Annotated in this window: 19 protein-coding genes; 7 read left to right on the forward strand and 12 right to left on the reverse strand. The window is 67.1% G+C overall.

Annotated features, from left to right (window positions below):
• Positions 1-224: 224 nt before the first annotated feature.
• A complete protein-coding gene (locus KBY86_RS00985; protein WP_094512938.1) occupies positions 225-1352 on the reverse strand; it encodes a glycosyltransferase family 2 protein in 1128 nt (375 codons plus the stop codon).
• 27 nt (positions 1353-1379) lie between these two features.
• On the reverse strand, positions 1380-2753 hold the full coding sequence (rpoD, locus tag KBY86_RS00990) for an RNA polymerase sigma factor RpoD (RefSeq protein ID WP_255139823.1): 1374 nt from the start codon (positions 2751-2753) through the stop codon (positions 1380-1382).
• A 383-nt stretch (positions 2754-3136) separates the two neighbouring features.
• Between rpoD and priA the strand changes: the two genes are divergently transcribed.
• On the forward strand, positions 3137-5425 hold the full coding sequence (priA, locus tag KBY86_RS00995) for a primosomal protein N' (protein ID WP_255139824.1): 2289 nt from the start codon (positions 3137-3139) through the stop codon (positions 5423-5425).
• Positions 5426-5513: 88 nt separating this feature from the next.
• Here priA and KBY86_RS01000 read toward each other — a convergent pair whose 3' ends face one another.
• The 3 genes from KBY86_RS01000 to KBY86_RS01010 all read right to left on the reverse strand — a co-directional run bounded on the left by KBY86_RS01000 (position 5514) and on the right by KBY86_RS01010 (position 8318).
• A complete protein-coding gene (locus tag KBY86_RS01000; protein ID WP_255139825.1) occupies positions 5514-6638 on the reverse strand; it encodes a DUF3153 domain-containing protein in 1125 nt (374 codons plus the stop codon).
• On the reverse strand, positions 6628-7569 hold the full coding sequence (gene argB, locus KBY86_RS01005) for an acetylglutamate kinase (RefSeq protein ID WP_255100795.1): 942 nt from the start codon (positions 7567-7569) through the stop codon (positions 6628-6630). The genes KBY86_RS01000 and argB overlap by 11 nt, the downstream gene beginning before the upstream one ends.
• A 185-nt stretch (positions 7570-7754) precedes the next feature.
• On the reverse strand, positions 7755-8318 hold the full coding sequence (locus KBY86_RS01010; RefSeq protein WP_255139826.1) for a DUF2854 domain-containing protein: 564 nt from the start codon (positions 8316-8318) through the stop codon (positions 7755-7757).
• A gap of 59 nt (positions 8319-8377) precedes the next feature.
• Here KBY86_RS01010 and KBY86_RS01015 point away from each other — a divergent pair, with 59 nt between their 5' ends.
• Positions 8378-8647, forward strand: a complete 270-nt coding sequence (locus KBY86_RS01015; RefSeq protein WP_255139898.1) for a hypothetical protein — start codon at positions 8378-8380, stop codon at positions 8645-8647.
• Positions 8648-8788: 141 nt separating this feature from the next.
• Here the strand turns inward: KBY86_RS01015 and KBY86_RS01020 are convergent, their stop codons facing one another.
• Complete coding sequence (locus tag KBY86_RS01020; protein ID WP_255139827.1) at positions 8789-9298, reverse strand: single-stranded DNA-binding protein; 510 nt, start codon at positions 9296-9298, stop codon at positions 8789-8791.
• A 41-nt stretch (positions 9299-9339) separates the two neighbouring features.
• Between KBY86_RS01020 and KBY86_RS01025 the strand changes: the two genes are divergently transcribed.
• Both KBY86_RS01025 and cutA read left to right on the forward strand, forming a co-directional pair.
• Positions 9340-10152 (forward strand): precorrin-6A/cobalt-precorrin-6A reductase, encoded by an 813-nt coding sequence (locus KBY86_RS01025; RefSeq protein ID WP_255139828.1) that lies wholly within the window; start codon positions 9340-9342, stop codon positions 10150-10152.
• Between the two features lie 2 nt (positions 10153-10154).
• The gene (cutA, locus tag KBY86_RS01030) at positions 10155-10577 is read left to right on the forward strand and encodes a divalent-cation tolerance protein CutA (protein ID WP_255139829.1); all 423 of its coding nucleotides are present in this window, start codon (positions 10155-10157) and stop codon (positions 10575-10577) included.
• On the opposite strand, the gene KBY86_RS01035 is transcribed toward cutA, so the two are convergent.
• The 4 genes from KBY86_RS01035 to KBY86_RS01050 form a co-directional block, all read right to left on the reverse strand.
• The gene (locus tag KBY86_RS01035; protein ID WP_255139830.1) at positions 10491-11480 is read right to left on the reverse strand and encodes an adenosine kinase; all 990 of its coding nucleotides are present in this window, start codon (positions 11478-11480) and stop codon (positions 10491-10493) included. The two genes, cutA and KBY86_RS01035, sit on opposite strands and share 87 nt — an antisense overlap.
• Complete coding sequence (locus KBY86_RS01040) at positions 11480-12793, reverse strand: adenylosuccinate synthase (protein WP_094512949.1); 1314 nt, start codon at positions 12791-12793, stop codon at positions 11480-11482. The genes KBY86_RS01035 and KBY86_RS01040 overlap by 1 nt, the downstream gene beginning before the upstream one ends.
• Positions 12794-12909: 116 nt before the next feature.
• Positions 12910-13383, reverse strand: a complete 474-nt coding sequence (gene psb27, locus KBY86_RS01045; protein WP_255139831.1) for a photosystem II protein Psb27 — start codon at positions 13381-13383, stop codon at positions 12910-12912.
• Positions 13384-13457: 74 nt separating this feature from the next.
• Entirely contained in the window at positions 13458-15278 is a 1821-nt protein-coding gene (locus KBY86_RS01050; protein WP_255139832.1) for a proline--tRNA ligase, read from the reverse strand.
• Positions 15279-15431: 153 nt separating this feature from the next.
• On the opposite strand from KBY86_RS01050, the gene KBY86_RS01055 reads away from it, so the two are divergent.
• Positions 15432-15944 (forward strand): hypothetical protein, encoded by a 513-nt coding sequence (locus KBY86_RS01055; protein WP_255139834.1) that lies wholly within the window; start codon positions 15432-15434, stop codon positions 15942-15944.
• A gap of 702 nt (positions 15945-16646) precedes the next feature.
• On the opposite strand, the gene KBY86_RS01060 is transcribed toward KBY86_RS01055, so the two are convergent.
• Positions 16647-17345 (reverse strand): class I SAM-dependent methyltransferase, encoded by a 699-nt coding sequence (locus KBY86_RS01060; RefSeq protein ID WP_255139836.1) that lies wholly within the window; start codon positions 17343-17345, stop codon positions 16647-16649.
• A gap of 171 nt (positions 17346-17516) precedes the next feature.
• Between KBY86_RS01060 and KBY86_RS01065 the strand changes: the two genes are divergently transcribed.
• Together KBY86_RS01065 and KBY86_RS01070 are read left to right on the forward strand one after the other, a co-directional pair.
• Positions 17517-17879, forward strand: coding sequence for a 2Fe-2S iron-sulfur cluster-binding protein (locus KBY86_RS01065; RefSeq protein WP_094512953.1), 363 nt, complete (start codon positions 17517-17519; stop codon positions 17877-17879).
• Positions 17876-18253 carry a Spx/MgsR family RNA polymerase-binding regulatory protein gene (locus KBY86_RS01070; RefSeq protein WP_255139838.1) on the forward strand — a complete coding sequence of 126 codons (378 nt, stop codon included), beginning with the start codon at positions 17876-17878 and terminating at the stop codon, positions 18251-18253. Before KBY86_RS01065 ends, KBY86_RS01070 begins: the two co-directional genes overlap by 4 nt.
• On the opposite strand, the gene KBY86_RS01075 is transcribed toward KBY86_RS01070, so the two are convergent.
• Complete coding sequence (locus KBY86_RS01075) at positions 18189-19703, reverse strand: hypothetical protein (protein WP_255139839.1); 1515 nt, start codon at positions 19701-19703, stop codon at positions 18189-18191. The genes KBY86_RS01070 and KBY86_RS01075 overlap by 65 nt on opposite strands.
• Between the last annotated feature and the right edge of the window lie 48 nt (positions 19704-19751).

Genomic DNA, 19751 nt, shown 5'->3' on the forward strand with positions numbered 1-19751 from the left:
GCGATCAGGAGGCGGGCTGGGGAAGGAGGGAGCAGCCACCGACGGCGGGACGCCAGAGCGGAGGGACTGGTGAGGCGCTGAGACAGATCGGATTTCAACACATCCAACTGGAGCCGAGAAGGGTCTGAATCGAGGGGAATGAGAGCCAGGGAAATCGAACCAAAGGCGATCAGGTCTATGGCGATCAGGTCAATGGCCATCGGGTGCAAGCGGAAGACTTCCGCTCAGGGGGTGTTCCAGACAAAACGCGATGAAGCAGCGTAGTTCCACACAAACACCACGGCAATACCGGCGATCTGGGCGAAGAGGGTGTCACTCGCCACCCTCGTGTAAAACACACTGGCCAGGCCGATATTCGCGAGCATCGGCAACGAGGCCACCACCAGAAACTTGACAAGGCCGGCAAACAGGGGGAAACCCTTGAGCCGCAGGTGGCGGAAGGTGAGGGTGTTGTTCACGAGATAATTGCTACAGGCCGAGGCGATCACAGCCGGTGGCAACGAGGCCACGAAGGAGAAGCCCAGCAGGATTAAGAGGTTGGACACCAACAGCTGCACGCCGATCCCGGAAACACCAACCAGGGCAAAACTCACAGCACGCCGTGGAACCATCCGCAGCAGCAACGTGTGGATGATCGAAACGCCGAAGTCCCACAGAACGGAGATGTCCAGCTTGGAGCTTCCGAAGGTGCGGGGCTGGAAGGTGAGCGGGGTTTCTTCGGCAATCAGATGCCCGCGGCTGATCGACAGAAGCTCGTAGAGAAATTTGAACCCCTGAGAATCCACCTGCCGGATCATCGGCAGGCAGCGGTCGAGGCGCAGGGCGAAAAAGCCACTCATGAAATCGCTGAGGTGGCGATAGCGGGGCAGGGTGAAACGTGCCAGGCGATTGGCCAGCACCGATCCCCCTTCCCGTTTGTCGCTCAACCCCTTGATGGAAGCCTCTGGGTGAAAGCGGCTGCCGATCACCAGATCGACGTTGCGGGCCAGCAACAGCTCCAGCGCCGCCGCCACCGACGCGGGCTCATGCTGGCCATCACAATCCATCACCACGGCAAGATCGCCGGTGCTGTCCAGCAGGCCTTCTTTGATGGCGCTGGAGAGGCCTGAGCGCCCCACGCGGCGGATGAGGCGCAGGCAAGGCTCCCCATGCGCCAGTTCCTTGACGAAATCAGCCGTTCCATCGGCGGAATCATCGTCAACGACGATCACCTCCAGCTGAAAGCGATCACGTAGAGCCAGCAACTGCTGGAGGATGGGCTGGATGTTCTGCCGTTCGTTGAAGGTGGGCAGAACAATGGTGACCCTCGCTGCCGGGGTAGACCCGGCAGACGCGACGACCGATGCGGGCAAAACGGAGGGAACGCTGACGATTGGAGGTTACTTGATGTACTCCTTCAGCACCCCGTTGCGATTGGGGTGCCGCAGTTTGCGCAGCGCCTTGGCTTCAATCTGGCGAATGCGCTCGCGGGTCACGTCAAAGATCTGACCGATCTCCTCAAGGGTTTTCATCCGGCCATCGTCAAGGCCGTAGCGCAGGCGCAACACATCGCGCTCCCTCGGGCTGAGGGTGGCAAGCACACCTTCGAGATCCTCACGCAGCAGATTCTTGGCCACATCCTGCTCGGGATTCTCGATATCCGCCTCGATGAAATCGCCAAGGCGGGAATCCTCCTCCTTGCCGATCGGGGTTTCCAGGGAGATAGGCAGCTGGGCGGATTTGGCGATGAAACGCAGTTTCTCGATCGTCATCTCCATGCTCTCCGCAATCTCCTCTTCGGTAGGTTTGCGGCCGAATTCCTGGCTGAGCACCTTGGTGGTTTTCTTGATGCGGGAAATCGTTTCGTAGAGGTGAACAGGCAGGCGGATGGTGCGGCTCTGATCGGCGATGGCGCGGGTGATCGCCTGACGAATCCACCAGGTGGCGTAAGTGGAGAACTTGTAGCCCTTTTCGTGATCGAACTTCTCAGCGGCACGGATCAGGCCGAGGCTGCCTTCCTGGATCAGATCCTGAAAGGAAAGGCCGCGGTTCATGTACTTCTTGGCGATCGACACCACCAGGCGCAGGTTCGACTGCACCATCTTTTCCTTGGCGCGCCGGCCGAGCATCAGGCGGCGGCGGAACTTCACCAGGGGCATGTCCACCAGCACCGCCCACTCCTTGGTGTCGGGGTAGTGGCCGTTGTCCTGTTCGAACTGGGCGGCAAGCTCCTCGAGGTGGAGAAGGTCGGCGATCTTGCGGGCCAGCTCGATCTCTTCATCGGGGCGCAGCAGGCGGATGCGGCCGATCTCCTGGAGGTAAACCCGGATCGAATCCTCGGTGTACACCCCTTTCGGGCCCACCTTGATGCTGGCCAGAGCCTTGGCGGAAGCCGCCTTGGCCTCCTTCTTGGCCTTGGTGCTGTCGTCGGCCTGGGCGAGCAGCTCGTCGGCGATGCCATCAAGGTCGAGCGACTCGACGTCGTCAACGGCGTCCACCGCCTCAGCGTCCTTGACAGGAGCCGCTGCCACCTTGGCGGCTTTGGCCGCCGCCGGCTTGCGGGTGCGGGTGGCCTTGGGCTTGGCTTCGGCCGCCGCCTTGGTGGTGGCTGTCGCTTCACCTTCGGCAGAGGCTGCGGCAGCAGCGGGCTTGGACCTGCTCTTGACAGCCTTCGCGGGTTTGGGCTGGATCAACGTTTCCTCACCGTTGGGCGAGGACACCGCGAGGATGGTGGCAGCAGGAATCTTGGGCTTGGCCGCAGCAGCTGGGCTCATAGGGGGAAGGGCGAAACGGGTTGAAAACGAAGGCTGGGAGAAGCGTTCTGGAGAGGTCGCCCCGTTGGCGTGATGGCATCGACGTCAACCAACATGCCGAGGCGCCGCGGCATTCGCCGAAGTGCCAGGCACGATGGGAAATCGAGCGCCCTAACGAGATGGAACCAGACCGGAAACGACAACGGCGGCGCGAAGGCCAGAGCAGGGCTGTCAGGGGTGGTCGCAGACCCAGCAGCCCTGCGGAGAAAAATCCGTATGGCTGGCTTCAGATCTTCCCTCTGGACGGAACTCTGCCTGGTTCCGACAGCAGCCGTTTGGACTGCTCAACCTGATCACCTTAAGAAACACCCATGGTGTTTGCAAGGCAAACGCAGCAGCTCGTCGTGGCCGATGCACACGCCCCACCCTCCACGGCAGTGATCTACTGGCAGGTCTGGGTGGAAGCCGGCCGGGAAGGCCGCATCTTCACCTATGCCAATCCCCAGCATCTTGAGATCGCCGCCGGCGATCTGGTGCGGGTGCCACTGCGTGGACGGCCCCATGTGGGACTGGTGGTGGAGGCGCTCCAGGCCCTTCCGCCCGATCTGCAGGCGGCGCGGCTGCTGGCGATCACCGCCGTGCATCAGCGCGCCGCCGTGGATCCCCTCTGGCAGGAGTTGTTACAGGAGGTGGCCCATCAATGCCACACCACGGTGTTCAAAACGCTCAAATCAGCGCTGCCGTCGGGCTGGCTTGGCCAGTGGCGCCCATCCCAGCCGGCCGGGCCGCGCCCGCTCCAGTGGGTGAGCGCGACGGCGGACGCGGCAGCGGCCAGTCCTCGTCAGCAGCAGTTGCTGGAGGCCCTGCACCAGTGCGGCGGCGGGGCCTGGCTGCGCGATGTCTGCGGCGGATGGGGCTTCAGCCGTTCGGTGGTGGAGGGGCTGCGCCGTGGGGGCGGGGTGTGCATCACAGCCCGTCTGCCGGGCCCGGAGACGGCTGCTCGTGCCCATGGCCTGCCCGGCGGCGACCGCAGCACGCCACGGTCGCTCACCACAGCCCAGCAGCAGGCACTGGAGGCGATCCTGGCCTCGCCGCCTGGCAGTGAGCTGCTGCTCTGGGGCGTGACCGGCTCGGGCAAAACCGAGGTGTATCTCCAGGCCGCCGCCGCCGCGCTGGCGGCCGGTGAAAGCGTGCTGCTGCTCACCCCTGAGATCGGCCTGATCCCCCAGCTGCTGGATCGCTGCCATGCCCGTTTCGGCGGCGACGTTCTCGAATACCACAGCGGCGTCAGCGACGCCGGGCGGGTCCAGGTGTGGCGCCGCTGCCTGGCGGCCCGGCAAGGCGAGCCGTTGCTGGTGGTGGGCACCCGCTCCGCCGTGTTCCTGCCGCTGCAGCCGCTCGGTCTGATCGTGCTGGACGAGGAACACGACACCTCGTACAAACAGGACGCTCCCATGCCCTGTTACCACTGCCGCGACGTGGCGCGGATCCGCTGCCGGAACAGCGGCCGCCTGCTGCTGGGCAGCGCCACCCCCTCCCTGGAAACCTGGCTGGCCTGCCAACCGTCCAGCCTTGGCCACGGCGACGTCGGCAGGCGCCCAGCCACCACCCTGCTGCGGCTGCCTGAGCGCATCGGCGGCGCCCAGACCCCGTCGGTGAGCGTGGTGGACATGCGGCTGGAGCTGGCCGATGGCCACCGGCGCCTGATCAGCCGGGCCCTGATGGAGCGGCTAGAGCAGGTGCAGGAGCGTGGCGAGCAGGCGGTGGTGCTGGTGCCGCGGCGGGGCTACAGCAGCTTCCTCAGCTGCCGCAGCTGCGGTGAAGTGGTGCAGTGCCCCCACTGCGATGTGGCACTCACCGTGCACCGCCAGCGTGAGGGCCGTGCCTGGCTGCGCTGCCACTGGTGTGACCACCGCCAGGAGATCACCGAGCGCTGCGGCCACTGCGGTTCCACCGCCTTCAAACCCTTCGGCGCCGGCACCCAGCGAGTGATCGAGCAGCTGGAGAAGGAGCTGGAAGGGCTGCGGGTGCTCCGCTTCGACCGCGACACCACCCGCGGCCGTGACGGCCACCGGCGTCTGCTGGCTGCCTTCGCCGCCGGAGACGCTGACGTGCTGGTGGGCACCCAGATGCTGGCGAAGGGCATGGACCTGCCCCGGGTGACGCTGGCGGCGGTGCTGGCGGCTGATGGTCTGCTGCACCGGCCCGATCTGCGCGCCGCGGAACAGTGCCTGCAGCTGCTGCTGCAGCTCGCCGGCCGGGCCGGTCGGGGCGAACGGCCGGGATCCGTGCTGGTGCAGACCTACAGCCCTGACCATCCGGTGATCTGTCACCTGATCGATGGCCACTACGAGCGCTTCCTCGACGAGGAGCTGCGGCTCCGCCGTCAGGCCCGGTTGGTGCCCTTCAGCCGTGCCTGTCTGCTGCGCTTCGCCGGTGACTCCGCCAGCGCCACCGCCACCACCGCCGCCGCACTGGCGGAGCGGGTGCGCCCGGCGGTGGAGGCGGCAGGCTGGGAGCTGATCGGGCCGGCACCAGCACCGGTGGCGCGGGTGGCCGGTCGGCACCGCTGGCAACTGCTGCTGCACGGGCCGGCCGGCACCCCGTTGCCCCTGCCCGAGGAGCAGGCGCTGCGCCAGGGCCTCGACGGCCGGGTGACGCTCAGCATCGATCCCGATCCGATGGAGCTCTGAGAGGGAGAGCCTCTCGGGGCAGGCAAACCGGTCCCAGTCACTCTGCGACAGAACCTCTGCACCGGCGCACCTGGAAAGGGGGCGTTGATCAGGCCCCGTCGGCGTCCTGGGGAACGGGCAGCTCGGGCCAGCCGAACCCCGATGACCAGCGCAACCGCTGCAGGGCGAGGGCGGCACAGAGCAGCAGCAGGATCACCATCCCACCCAGACCCAGCCTGCTCCAGCGCCAGGTGCGCAGCTCCAGCCGATTGGCGGCGCCGGTGGCAAGGGGCCAGCGCACACCGGTTCCTTCGCGAGCGGCCGGCCGGGGGGCGGCCTGCCGCACGGCGCCAAGGGAAACCGGACGGAGCACCATCTGGAGATCGAGGCCCGGAACGGCGTCAAGGGGCTGAAGATCGAGCTCCAGCCACAGGTGCTGGCGCACCCCCAGCAGCCAGTTCCGCTCGCTCAGTTCGAGGCGGGGCGGGGGCAGCTCCACACCGATCCGTTCAGCGGCCAGGGTCGTGGTGCGTGCCAGCAGGGCCTGAATCTCCACCGCCGGCAGGGAGGGGCTGCGCAGCTCCTGGCGGGGGCCGTCTCCCTTGAGGCTCAGGCGGGCACCTGGATCGGCCTCCGCCACGGCCGTGGCGAAGCGTTGCTGCCAGGGGAGCTGGCGGCCGGTGTCGCTGCTCCAGACCTGGGTGAGCTGCAGCCGCCCCGGGCCCGGAAACTGCAGCTCCGTGTCCACCCGCAGGCATCCGCTCAGCAGGGTGAGCACCAGCAGCAGCACCAGGGCGACCACGGCGAAACCAAGGGGCTGGCGCGTGGGGCCCACCGGTGGCGGCGGCGGCTCAGGCGGCCCATCGCGGCGCGGCATCCAGCGGCTGGCTGACTTCAGCCGGCCTTCCAGGGGTTCGGCCCCACCCAGGCTCGGCAGGGTGAGGGACCAATTGGCCGGACGCTGCAGCGCCGGGGCATCGAGAATCATCTGCAGATCCCTGGCCTGCAGGCGCAGTTCAGGATCGGTGCTGGCGCGCAGGCTGCGGCAGCAGGCCTGAGCAGCGGCGGTGTCACCCTGGCCGATCCAGGCGGTGACCATCAACAGCCGCAACTGACCGCCGAACGGGGAACTGGGTGGGTGCTGGTCGGCCAGGGGTTGAAGCAATCGCAGACACTGGCCGTAGTCGCCCCGCTCGAGAGCGCGGCGCGCGCTGAGCAAGGACTCATCCTCCATGGCCAGGCAAGCCGGAGCGGCGGACGGGCGAGGCGGCAACGGTATCGGGCTGGCAGCGACCGACCACCATCGTGCCGATGCCGGCATCGGTGAACACCTCCAGCAGCAGGGCATGGGGGACGCGACCATCAACGATGTGAGCGGCCCCCACCCCCTGGGCCAGGGCGCGGATGCAGCATTCGGTCTTGGGGGTCATGCCACCGGCCACCACGCCGCTGGCAATCAGCTCGCGGGCCTGGGCCAGGGTCAGATGGCGCAACAGCGAGCTGGGATCGTCGCGGTCGGTGAGGATGCCGGGGGTGTCGGTGAGCAGGATCAGCTTTTCGGCCTGCAGGGCAGCGGCCAACTCACCCGCCACCGTGTCGGCGTTGATGTTGTGGGCCTGGCCTTCGGCATTGGCGGCCACACTGGAAATCACCGGGATGTAGCCCGCGTCAAGCAGGGGAGCGAGCACGGCGGGGTTCACGGCGGCCACATCCCCCACCAGTCCGTGGGAGCCACCGCCCCAGGCGCGGGCCTCCACCAGCCTCCCGTCACTGCCGGAGAGCCCCACGGCCCTGCCGCCCAGGCGGTTGAGGCCATTGACGATCTGCTTGTTCACACGGCCCACCAAGACCATCTCCACCACATCCATGGTGTCGGCATCGGTGACGCGCAGGCCGTCACGGAACGTGGGCTTGATCGCCAGCCGGGTCAACCACTCGTTGATTTCCGGGCCGCCGCCGTGCACCACCACCGGCCGCACCCCCACACAGGCGAGCAGGGCCAGATCACGGAACACCGCCTCCTGCAGCGACTTGTGGGCCATGGCCGCACCGCCGTACTTGACGACCACCCGGCGGCCGGCGAAGCGCTGGATGTAGGGAAGGGCCTCGCTGAGGACGGAGACCCGCAGGCTGTCCTCGGCGCTGATCAAGGGGTCCTGGCTCAATGGACTGCGGGGTGATGGTGGGTGGAGAGACTGAGGTGAGCGGGCCGGGATCGACGGCGCTGGCGGGTACCGGGCTGGACTGGAGTGGACGGGTCCGTGGCCGGGATGGGCTGGTACCGAGCTGTGCCCGGGCGGTGGAACGCCACGGGTTCAGAGCCGTCGGAGGCCCTGGGGAGGTGCGGCGATCAGGGCACAGGCTCAGGGCTGACAGCCGCCGTGGGGAGCAGCGCCAGCTCCAGGAGCGAGGCATCGAGCGGCCGCAACTCGGCCGTGAGGCCCGGGCCGAAGAAACGACCAAGGCGCTCCTGACGTGCCTGCCAACGCTCCAGGCTCACGCCATTGAGACGGAAGCGCAGGATCAGGCCATAAGCACCGCCCTGCTCCAGCTCAGCCACGCTCACCAGCTCGGGCGGGCTCTCCTCGTCCCAGAGTTTGAGGGCTTCGAGGGAGGATTCCAGGTGGGCTTTCTGGCCGTAGCGCCAACGGGTCACGTCCTTGAGCACTTTTCGCAGCGGCTCGCTGGCCGTCTCCTCCCGCAGACGTTGATAGGTGGCCGGGGGGGTGAGCCGTTCGGCAGGCGGCAACTCCGAGGATTTCAGCGCCAGGCCACCCAACAACACAGGGATGCCATAGAAGACACCGGCCAGGCTGATGTTCGGGCTATCGGTGACGTACGCGATCGAACCGATCACGGTGAGCACCGCTCCGAGAATCGTGAGCAGGCTGCCGGGGGAGGTGAGGGCTTGCATGGGCCCATCCTCCAGCAAAGCCGTGCAGGATGGAGAGGCAACGCCAGCGATCCGCCTCCATGTCCCTGTCGCCGACTGCCGACGGCCTCGACCCTGCGGCAGCCGCCAACGTTGATGCCGGCCGGGCGGCAGCCTCAGCCAACCCCACTGGAGCCGCACAGACACCGAGCAACCGGGTGCTGCTCGATCAGCTCACCGAAGACCGGCTCTGGCTGCTGCGTCAGATCGATGCGGGCCGCTGGAGTGAGCTGCGCCTCGATCTGGCAGCCCTGGAGCGCGAACTGGGCCAGATGCTCGACCAGGCCAGCGAGAAGCTGCAGACCGACTGAAACGTCCGGTGGTGGGAGTGGCGACGTCCGTTTGGCCGCCAACCCCCTCATCCGAGCGCATCCGGCCCATTCGTTCAGCAGGGCACGCCCGCTTGCTTCAGTCACGCGCGCAGGTTGGTTCACGCATGCCCTGTCTCCTGATCAGAACGGGATGTCGTCTTCCTCCTGGGTGTCAGGCACGAGAGGAGCGGAATTCCAGGTGGGTGTGGCCGGGGCGGGAGCGGCAGGTGGCGGGTTCTGCCGCACCGGCTGGCGCACAGGAGCGGCGGCCCGTGAGGCCCCCATCGGCGCAGGAGCTGGCGCCGGCGCCCTGGATGGGTCGGCGCTTCCGCCAGCACCGACCACAGCTCCGCCGAGGGGATGGAGCCGGGAGAGGGTGAACTCGGCCCGCTTCTCCTTGGTGCCATCCGGGCGGTTCACAGTGTTCATGCGCAGGCGCCCTTCCAGCACCAAGCGCTGGCCCACCTGAACGCGGTTCTGCAGGTCCTGCGCCAGATTGCCGAAGCCCACCACCTTCACCTGGCCGGGCGGGTCATCCGGGCGCAACCCGTCGATCTGCACGGCCATCTCCGCCACCGGCGTCTGGTTGTCCTGGGTGTAGCGCACCTGGGGCGCCTCCAGCACCACCACCTCCAGCAAGCAGTGATTCATCTCTCCGTCCGCACCGGCGGGCCACATCCTGATGCACGGCCGTGAAATGCACCAGCGGGCGCCTGTGGCTGATCAGCGGCACCGGTGAAGGTCCCTGGCTCGCGGCGGCACTGCTGGCGAACGGCTGGGAGCTGACCGTCTCCGTGGTGAGCCAAACGGCGGGGCGCGCTTACTCCCCGCACCCCCGGCTGCAGCTGGAGGTGGGCGCGATGCAGGGCAGCGCCGGCATCCAGCGGCACCTGGAGGCGGCGCAGCTTCAGCGGCGCCCCTACCAATGGGTGGTCGACGCCAGCCATCCCTTTGCGGTGCAGATCAGCGCTCAGCTGGCGACGACCTGCCAGCCGCTGGGGCAACCGCTGCTGCGGCTGCTGCGGCCGCTGGAGCCGCACCTCGCCCCGCGGCAGACCCTGTTGAGCGATCTGCAGGCCCTGGGGAGGGAAGATCTGCGCGGCCAACGGCTGCTGCTGGCGATCGGTGCTCGCCATCTGGCCACCGCCGCTGCCCATGCCAACGGGGTGGAGCTCTTCGCACGGGTGCTGCCCACACCCGCGAGCCTGCAGCAGGCGCGGGCAGCGGGGCTGCCGGATGCCCACCTGGCCTGCCTGCGGCCGGCCGGCGGCCCACTGGGGGGGGCGGCCCTCGGCATCGAGCAGGCGCTGCTGCGGCAGTGGCAGATCAGCGCGGTGCTCTGCCGGCAGTCGGGCGGGCGCACGGAGCGCGGCTGGCAACAGCTCTGTGCCGCCAGGGATCTGCAGCTGCTGTTGCTGGCGCGCCCCGCCGAACCCCCAGGGGTGGAAGGCTTGCCGCTGACAGAGCTGCTGGAGAAGCTGGGCCAGCCCGCCCGCTGGCTCTAGCCATGCCACCGCCTTCCAACGACCCTGCCACGGCGCTCACACTGGTGCTCACCACCGAGGCGGACGCCGCCCATGCTGAGCGGCTGGCGCAGGCCCTGCTGGAGGAGCGGCTGGCGGTCTGCGTCAGCCTGCTGCCGATCACCTCGCTCTATCACTGGCTAGGAAGGATGGAGCGCAGCACGGAAGTGCAGCTGCTGATCAAAACCAGCGCCACCCAGCTGGAGGCGTTGAGGCGGCGCCTGCACGCATTGCACAGCTACGACACGCCGGAGTGGATCCACTGGCCGGCCCAGACTGAAGGCGCCTATGGCCTGTGGCTGCAGGATGAGCTGGCCGGCTCAGCCCAGATGCAGCCGCACCAGATCCTGCAGGGAGGCCTGGGGTCGGGGTCCCAGCTGGGTGACCACCAGGCCGGCGCAGAATGAGCCCAGTCGACCGCAGTCCTCAAGGCTCTGGCCCTGGGTGTAGCCGTGCAGGAAGCCGGCCGCATAGAGGTCGCCGGCGCCGGTGGTGTCCACCAGGGGGCCCAGCTGATATGCCGCAATCGTGTGACTGGTCCCTCCGGCCAGCACCAGCGATCCCTTTTCGCTGCGGGTGAGCGCGGCCACCTTGCAGCAACCACGCACCCGGTCCACCGCCTCCTCAAAGCTGTCGGTGGCATAGAGGGAGCAGATCTCCAGCTCGTTGGCGAAGAGCAGATCCACGTGGCCATCCACCAGTTCGAGGAAGCTGGCGCGGTGGCGCTCCACACAGAAACCGTCGGAGAGGCTGAGGGCCACCTCACCACCATGGGCGCGCACCACCTCGGCAGCGGCGATGAAGGCCCGCTTGGCCGGCTCGGAATCCCAGAGATAGCCCTCCAGGTAGAGCACCTTCGCCTGCCCCACCAGCTCCAGGTCGAGGTCGGCGGGATCGAGCGTCACCGAGGCGCCCAGATAGGTGCACATCGTGCGCTGGGCGTCGGGAGTAACCAGGATCAGACAGCGGGCCGTGGAGGGACCGGACGTGGTGGGGGGCGTCTGGAAGTGAGCTCCCACAGAACGAATGTCATGGGCGAAGATCCCGCCCAGCTGATCGTTGCGGACACGACCGATGAAACCGGCGCGGCCGCCCAGCTGGGCGATGCCCGCCAAGGTGTTGGCTGCGGATCCGCCTGAGGTTTCAAGGCCAGGGCCAGAGGCGGCGTAGAGGCGATCGGCCTGGGCTTCATCCACCAGCGCCATGGTGCCTTTGGTGAGGCCATGGGCAGCAATGAAGGCATCATCCGCCTGCACCAGCACATCCACGATGGCGTTGCCGATGCCGACGACATCAAATTGTCTGGGCATCACGCGCTCAACAGGGCCCGCTTGGGACCGTGGATCGGATCCTCCACGACGATGGTCTGGTCACGTTGAGCCCCGAGGGACACGATGGCGATCGGCACCTCCATCAGCTCGGCGAGGAAGCGGAGATAAGCCATTGCCGTGTCCGGCAGCTCCTCAAGCTGGCGGCAGTCGGCAGTGGAGCTCTGCCAGCCGGGCAGCGTTTCGAAGATCGGCTGACAGCGGGCGAAATCCTCGGCACTGCTCGGGAAGTGGTCGATGCGCTCGCCGTTGAGCTCATAGGCCACGCACACCTGGATCTCGTCGAGCTCATCGAGCACATCAAGCTTGGTGATCGCCAGGCAATCGAGGCCGTTCACCTGAACGGCATAGCGGCCGATCACGCCATCGAACCAGCCACAACGGCGCCGCCGGCCGGTGGTGGTGCCGAATTCATGGCCGCGATCGCAGAGGTGATCGTTGAGGCTGCCTTCGAGCTCGGTGGGGAAAGGCCCTTCGCCCACGCGGGTGGTGTAGGCCTTGGCCACACCGATCACACGGTCGATCAGCGTGGGGCCAACCCCTGCGCCGATGCAGGCGCCACCGGACACCGGATTGGACGAGGTGACGTAGGGGTAGGTGCCGTGATCAAGGTCGAGCAGGGTGCCTTGGGCCCCCTCGAACAGGATGTTCTTGCGGGCACGGGCGGCCTCGTGGATCGTGCGGGTGCAGTCGACAACGTGGGGCGCCAGCCGCTGGCCATAGGCGGCGTACTCAAGGATCACCTCCTCGGGATCGAGCGGCGGCAGGTCGTAGATGCGCTCCAGGATCAGGTTCTTTTCGGCCAGGGGAGCCAACAGGCGATCCCGCAACCGGTCCACGTCGAGCAGGTCGAGCACCCGGATGCCGTTGCGCTCCGATTTGTCGGCATAGGTGGGGCCGATGCCCCGACCGGTGGTGCCGATGCGGCGATCACCGCGGCGCTGCTCCATCGCCTGATCCAGCAGGCGGTGGTAAGGCATGGTCACGTGGGCCGTGGAGGCGAGCTTCAGGCCGGAGATGTCGATGCCGAACGTGGCGAGCATGTCGAGCTCACCGAGCATGACCTTCGGGTCGACCACCGTGCCGGAGCCGATCAGGCACGTGGTGTCGGGATAAAGAATGCCGGAAGGAATGAGGTGCAGTTTGAGCACCTTGTCGTCGACGACGATCGTGTGACCGGCGTTCACACCCCCCTGATACCGCACCACCACATCGGCGGAGCGGCTGAGCAGATCGGTGATCTTTCCCTTGCCTTCGTCACCCCATTGAGCACCGATGACGACGACATTGGCCAAGAAGGAAACAGCGGCCCGAAGCCGCTTCTAAGCACAAACAGAGAGCCTCTCAGATCAGCTGCCCCTTCGTAAACCCCCCAGCGGCATCCGTGATCCCGCCGGGGGTGGTCCGGGCTTCAGGCGCCGCGCACGGCGTTGGTTTCAGCCTTCTTGAGCTCCTTCTCGAGGCGGGCGCGCAACGCGTCGGGCAGCGGGCGGTTGGCGTAGTTGGTGTAGTGGCCGGCCAGCGAATTGACGGCGGTCTGCATGGTGGTGAAGGAGGGCAGGCCGTTCACGTTCGCCCGGGGGCGGTAAAGCGCCATGTAGTCGGAGATCAGGGCGCGGGCGTCGGTCTCGGCCGCGCTGCGGGCGGGGTCGTCCTGCTCCAGGGCGATGGTGCTCAGCAGGCTCTGGGCCACGGTCACGGTGTCGTCCACGTAGACGCCGCTGAGGTTGCCGGTGGCACTGCCGCAGGCCGTGAGCGTGAGGGAGAGGCAAAGCGCGACCATCAGGGCCGACGCCATCAGCCGGCGGCCGAGACGTTGAACGGCGAGCAACAAGGGCCGGAAGGCGCCTTGGCCTGCTTCGAAACGCCAGGGGTGCGCGGCCATCGGTGCTCCTGATTGAATCGAGAAACTCTATAAGCCGTGCCAGCGAGTTCCCCCCGCACTCAGGCCCCCAGCGCTCAGCAGGAGGGGGCCCCCCTGCCCAGCCGGCCCGCTTCCACCACCGCGATCAGCTGGGCGGGCAGATCAGCGGCGGCCAGCTCCTGCCGCTCGCCGCTGCGGCGCTCCACCAGCTCCACCTGGCCCTGGGCGGCCCCGCGCCCCACCACAACCCGCCAGGGAATGCCGATCAGGTCGGCGTCCTTGAACTTCACACCCGCGCGCTCGGGGCGGTCATCGAGCAACACCTCGATCCCGCCGGCCTCCAGGGCTGCATCGAGTCGCTCGGCCAGTTCCACCTGCACAGGCTCCTGCATGTTCGCCACCACCACGATCACTTCGTAGGGCGCGATCGGTAGCGGCCAGCAAATGCCGTTGGCGTCGTGGTGCTGCTCCACCGCCGCCTGGGCCAGCCGTGACACGCCGATGCCGTAGCAACCCATCCACAGCGGCTCCTCCACTCCGGCCTCATTGGTGAAGCAGGCATCCAGGGCAGTGGAGTACTTGCGGCCCAGCTGGAAGATGTGCCCCACCTCGATGCCACGGCTGGCTTCCAGACGCTGCTCGGGGTCGTGCAGACAACGGTCACCCGGCTGGGCAGCGCGCAGATCCGCAGTGTCGGGCGTGGGCATGGCCTCGCCCCAGCAGGCTCCCACCAGGTGATGGTCGAGGCTGTTGGCGCCGCAGACAAAAGCGCCGAGATCGGCGGCCGACGGATCGGCCAGCCGCAGGAAGCGCTGCTGCCAGCTCGCAGCCCCTTGCAGCAGCGCATCAGGCAGGTGGGGGCCCAGGAACCCCAGCGGCCAGGGCTCAAGCCCTTCCGCCAGCACTTGCTCAGGCGTGATCGGCTCGAGGCTCAGCAAGGCGCCTGCATCGGCGCAGCGGGCGGAAACCGCGTTGGAGAGCTTCACAGGATTGAGAGTCTGATCGCCGCGCAGGCTCACCAGCACGGGCAGGGGGCCACCGCTAGCGAAGCGGGCGAGCAGCACCAGCACCTTCACGGTTTGGGAAGGATCAAACCCATGGGCACTGCAGAGCGCCTCGATCGAGCGCTGAGCGGGGGTGGCCAGCAGGGTGGGGGGTGCCGTCGTTGCCAGTGGCACCGCCGGCTCCACCCGGGAGCAGGCGCGCTCCTGGTTGGCGGCGTAACGGCCATCGGGGCTGGCGAGGATCAGATCTTCGCCGGCATCGGCGGTGACCATGAACTCCTGGCTGGCGGAACCACCGATGGCACCGCTGTCGGCCTCCACCGCCACGGCACGCAAGCCGCAACGCTCGAAGATGCGTCGGTAGGCCTGATCCATCACGCCGTAAGCCGCTTTGAGATCCTGCTCATCGGCGTGGAAGGAATAAGCGTCCTTCATGATGAATTCCCTGCCACGCATCAGCCCGAAACGGGGCCTGATCTCATCGCGGAATTTCGTCTGAATCTGATACAGACAAACCGGCAACTGTCGGTAGGAACGCAACAGATCCGCCGCCAGAGCCGTAATCACTTCCTCGTGGGTGGGGCCCAGGCCAAGCGAACGGTCCTGGCGGTCGAGCAGGTGGAACATGATGCCCTCCCCAGCGGTGTAGCCCTGCCAGCGGCCGCTGCGCTCCCAGAGCTCGCTGGGCTGCAGCTGGGGGAGAAGGGTTTCCAGCGCCCCAGTGGCGTTCATCTCTTCTCGCACAATGGCCGACACCTTCTGCAGCACACGCCACAGCAAGGGCAGGTAGGCGTAGATCCCGGAACCGATGCGGCGGATGTAACCAGCACGCAGCAGCAGCCGATGGGAGGGAATCTCCGCCTCCGCAGGATCGTCGCGAAGCGTCACCAGCATCAGGCGGGAGACACGCATCGAGCGAACCGGAGCAGGGGCTGGACGCTATCACCGAGCCCCTCGGCAGGGGCGAGCGGCAAGAACGACGGCGAAAGGCTCGGCGGGAACCCAAACGCCGCGGCGATTTCTGCTACATTCATTTTTGAGTCCCAGTAGTCCAAGGTTTGTCTCATGTCCACACATCCGAAGGGCGCTTTCGGGGGTGGGGTGGCCGGCCCTGGCCCTGGTTCCCCTGCGGTACCCCCACAAGCTCAAGACTCCACGCCCCCCGGCGCCCCGTCCTTCAGTGCCGACGCACCCCCGGAAGGCCTGATCACCATCGATGAGGTGCAGCGGGCTCTGAACCGCTCGCGCGCCTCGGTGTATCGCTACACCAACACCGAACCGCGCAATCTCAATCCTCCCTTCAACCCACGGCGTCTCAACCCCGAATACCGCACCGATCAGAAGGAAGCGCTGCTGTTTCACCCCAACGAAGTGGCCAGGTTCGCCCGTGACGTGCTTCGCATCAAGGAAGTCACAGTGGAAGTTCTCAACGCCCCTTCCACCATCACCCAGCAATTGCTGGGATCCATCCTTGACGAACTGCAGGGGATCCGGCGCCTACTTCAGGGCATGGAACGTGCTCCCACCGACCTGAACAGCAAACGGGAGCACATTGAGCAGTCACGGCCGGCAGCCTGATCGCTGCCTCCTGACAGGCGTTCCACACGACGCACGGCAAGCAAAACGAAAAGATGGCATAATCGAGTCAAGATCCATGCCGAAATGGTGGATGAACTCCACCATTTTTGCAGCAGACGTTACAGACCTGCCCCAGCAGCGCTGTTCCTGCTCTGGATCTGCCACCCGAGCCCCACGGCGTTTCGGCCTTTCGTGCCGCAATCCTGAGCTCGGGGGGTGTCCCTCAATCCCCGTCCATGGACTCCGCCCAGTCTCGATTTCCAGCCGAAGACCTCCCTTCCACGCTCACTGAATCCGACGCCGACCCTGGCGAGGACCCATTCAGTACGGAATCCCTCCTGTTTTCCAGCTCGGCCGTTGCGGGCGGCTTGATCGGCCTGATGGCCGTGTTCATTCCGTTGATCTCGGTGATGGGATCTCGGCCTGCCGTCCTGCCCCGCCTGAGCCGTCTGCCAAGCGCACCAGCGCCCCTGCACCACAACCAGGCCCAGCCGCCTTCCTCGGGCATCGGTCCATTGAGCCTGCCCCGAAAGGTTCTGCGCTGAACAGCCCGTCGCTGAGCTCGCTCACTTCCTGAACGTCCCCACAGGCAGAGCCAACTCCAGTGGCAAGTTGTGCGATGGGAACGCCGCACGCGCTGCCCCATGACGGCGCTCACAGGCGGTGCACTGGCGGTGCTCAGGGGGTCTGCAGTGTCTGCTCTCAGGCCACGCGCTGGAGCAGAAAGCCTTCGTAGTCGAGGGCCTGAAAGATGCGTGCAGGGTCGCCGAAACCTGCGGCATTCACCAATGCCGTGAGGCGGGCATCGCCGATCGGATGGAGGCCCTGGGTGAGGGGGGCGATCCGGTCGGCATCCAGTTCGAGGCCGCTCACCCTCTGAAAGCCGAGCCAGGCCTCGGTGATCTGCTCCTGGAGGAGCGGCAGGGCCGGCCGCATCAGATCCACCAGCACCAGTTGGCCGCCGGGCCGCAGACAGCGGGCCAAGGCACTCAGGAACGCCAGCTTGGTGCCGTCGTCTGGGAGCGACTGGAGCACGAGCACGGAAAGAGCGCCGGCGAACCCCTGCTCGTTCGTGAGCGCCTCTGCCGTGGTTTGCAGCCAGCGGATCGGGGCAGCCTCGCCGAGGCGCTGCCTTGCGGCGGCGAGCATGGCCGGTGAAGGGTCGATCGCCGTGAGTTGCCAATCGGGGCGTTGAGCAACGGCTTCCACCAGCTCAGCCCCCGTGCCGCATCCGGCCACCAGCACCTCGGCGCCCTCAGGAGCGGCGAGCGGGGAAGCGGCAAGCAAGGCCACAGCCAAGCGCGCCAGGCTGGCGTAGCCCGGGATCAACCGCTGCACCACCAGGTCGTAACCCTCGGGTTCGAGCGGATCGATCAGAGGAGAAACTTCAGCTGACGCCAAGGCCCAGGATCCGTTGTCAGCGATGCTAGGCGGCACCGCGGGCTGGGCAGCCCATTGGCAATCCCGCGACAGCGACGCCGAGCCTGGGGAATGGGCCAACAAGCGTTGCATTCACGGGCAAGGGCCACCGCCTGCAGGTAGGTTGGTCGGCGCCCAGACTCCCTCCCTGCCGTGCCCACGATCCGGTTCGAAAACGAAGGCCAGAACGTCGGTTGCATCGAGGGGGCGAACCTCCGCAAGGCGGCACTCGACGCTGGCATCAACCCCTACAAAGGGTTGAACAACCTCAACAACTGCGGGGGCCTGGGCCAGTGCGGCACCTGCGTCGTCGAGGTGCTGGAGGGCGAGCGCAACCTCTCCCCCCGCAGCGACGTCGAACAGGTGTACCTCTCCGATCGTCCGGCCAACTACCGCCTGAGCTGCCGCACCAGCGTCACGGGGGATGTCACCATCCGCACCCGTCCGGATGCCGCCGTCGGCAAGGGCTCCAACAGTCTGGTTGGTGCGCTCAAGGCCCTCGTCGGCATGAAGTGAGCGTGGGCCTGAGGGTCTACAGCTACGCCGCCTGCTCCACCTGCAGAAAAGCCCTGCGCTGGCTGCAGGAGCAGGGCCTCGACGCCGAGGTGATTGACATCACCCTTCATCCTCCGTCCCTGGAGGAGTTGCGCCTGGCCCTCGCCCAGCTCGAACGCCGCCGCTTGTTCAACACCAGCGGCGTCAGCTACCGCGCCCTGGGCTCCGCCGTGGTGAAAGCCATGGACGACGAAGCCGCGTTGGCCGCACTGGCCTCTGACGGGAAGCTGATCAAGCGGCCCTTCCTGATCAGCGCCACCGGCAACGTGCTCACGGGCTTTGATCCCCAGCAGTGGCAGACGCTGCTTCGACCGGAGGCACCGGCGGCACCGTGAGCTGATCGAGCTCGCGGATCAGGGCATCGATGCCGCTGCGGTTGATCTGGCCCAGATAGGTGAGCTTGAGTTCCTCAAGCAGCGAGCACAACAGGTGCTGACTGCGCGTCACGGCGGGGCCCGATTCGAGGCTGCCGGCCAGCTCTTCCCAGAAACGGTCGAGGGAGCGCTGCATCAGGTCGATCTGGCGGTCGTCCGGGTACTCCAGCCGCCGGCCGGCATTGCGGGACAGCTCCAGGAGGCTGTCCACCATGCCGGCGGACAGCTGGCGGGCGAGCTCCTGCTCCACCTGCAGCAGCGGCTGAAGCTGGCGCAGCGCCTGAGGCACCACGGTCTGCTGCAGGCTCTGCTGAAGGATGTGGCTCAGCAGGGCTCGCAGTTCCGGCGCCAGCCGCGGCATCACGTCGTTGAGCAGCAGGGGGCCCCAGATGCGCAACAGCTCCACTAGCTCACGCTCCTCGTTGATCGTCACGGTCTGGTGGCTGCGCAGGGCCCGGATGCGCCGGGGCCAGTGGGGGGAACGGATCAGGCCCTGAGCCCCATCCACCAGCTGCAGGGCCAGCACCTCGAACAGCTCCACGGCCAGCAGCGACACCACTCCCCGGCTCACCACCGCGCGCAGCGGCTCGAAGTTGACGAGGCCGCTCACCTGCAGCCGCTCCACCACGGGAACCAGGCGCAGCCAGCGCCAGAAGGGGAGCAGCAGTGGCAGGTCGGTCCAGCGGCGCAGCAGCGCTCCCCCCCAGCTCAGCCCGGGGATGCGCCGCCGCAGCCGGGCGGCGCGCAAGAGAATGTCGAGCAGAAAGACGCTCTGGAACGCCAGCAGATCCAGTCGCCAGAAGTGGTCGGTCGGGCGGCCGTTCTCATCGATTGATCGCCAGTAGTTGGTGGACACCAGCGGCAGCACCTGCTGCTGCCAGAAGCGGCGCTCCGTTTCCCAGGGGTGCTGGCGCAGCCATGCATCGCTCAGCAGCCTCTCGGCAGAGCCTTTGGCGGAATCCAGGTCAGCCTGCTGGCGCAGGCGGTTCTTGATCTTCTCCAGCGTGCCCGCCCCCACCGAAGCCAGGAACGGGTTGTCGTCGATCATCTGCTGGGTGAGCTCCACCTGCCGACGACGCAGCTCCGGCGCGCTCTCACCCGCGGAAAGGGCACGATCGAGCTGCTCGAACGCGGCCAGGTAGGCCTGGGTTTCCCGGTGCGGTTCGATGCCCTTCACCGGGTCGTAGAGGGGGGTGATGTCGGGCAGCAACGGCAGCGGCAGGACCACCGGCAGCGAAGGCAGCGGATAGAGGTTCCGCTGCAGCCAGAAGGTGCGCAGCGGCACGTAGGTGAGGTCGAAGCAGACCCACAGCAGATTGAAGCTGGCCCAGATCGCCACGAAACGGTCCCAGCGGCGCGCCAACGCATTGCTGGCAAAAGGCCGGATCGCATGCCAGCGGGGGCGGACCATGAACACCGAGCGGTTCGGTCAGGGTAGGAACGCGAGGGAACATGGCTG

Origin of the sequence: Synechococcus sp. Lug-A, from assembly GCF_024345655.1 — a bacterium.
GTDB lineage: Bacteria > Cyanobacteriota > Cyanobacteriia > PCC-6307 > Cyanobiaceae > MW101C3.

Excerpts from the sequence above, each read along its gene's own strand:
- KBY86_RS01000 (WP_255139825.1), bottom strand. The coding sequence starts at position 6,638 with ATGGAGGATGAGTCCTTGCTCAGCGCGCGCCGCGCTCTCGAGCGGGGC.
- KBY86_RS01020 (WP_255139827.1), bottom strand. The coding sequence starts at position 9,298 with ATGAATCACTGCTTGCTGGAGGTGGTGGTGCTGGAGGCGCCCCAGGTG.
- KBY86_RS01050 (WP_255139832.1), bottom strand. The coding sequence starts at position 15,278 with ATGCGTGTCTCCCGCCTGATGCTGGTGACGCTTCGCGACGATCCTGCG.
- KBY86_RS01035 (WP_255139830.1), bottom strand. The coding sequence starts at position 11,480 with ATGCCCAGACAATTTGATGTCGTCGGCATCGGCAACGCCATCGTGGAT.
- psb27 (WP_255139831.1), bottom strand. The coding sequence starts at position 13,383 with ATGGCCGCGCACCCCTGGCGTTTCGAAGCAGGCCAAGGCGCCTTCCGG.
- cutA (WP_255139829.1), top strand. The coding sequence starts at position 10,155 with ATGCCACCGCCTTCCAACGACCCTGCCACGGCGCTCACACTGGTGCTC.
- KBY86_RS01075 (WP_255139839.1), bottom strand. The coding sequence starts at position 19,703 with ATGGTCCGCCCCCGCTGGCATGCGATCCGGCCTTTTGCCAGCAATGCG.
- KBY86_RS01010 (WP_255139826.1), bottom strand. The coding sequence starts at position 8,318 with ATGCAAGCCCTCACCTCCCCCGGCAGCCTGCTCACGATTCTCGGAGCG.
- KBY86_RS01055 (WP_255139834.1), top strand. The coding sequence starts at position 15,432 with ATGTCCACACATCCGAAGGGCGCTTTCGGGGGTGGGGTGGCCGGCCCT.
- KBY86_RS01015 (WP_255139898.1), top strand. The coding sequence starts at position 8,378 with ATGTCCCTGTCGCCGACTGCCGACGGCCTCGACCCTGCGGCAGCCGCC.
- rpoD (WP_255139823.1), bottom strand. The coding sequence starts at position 2,753 with ATGAGCCCAGCTGCTGCGGCCAAGCCCAAGATTCCTGCTGCCACCATC.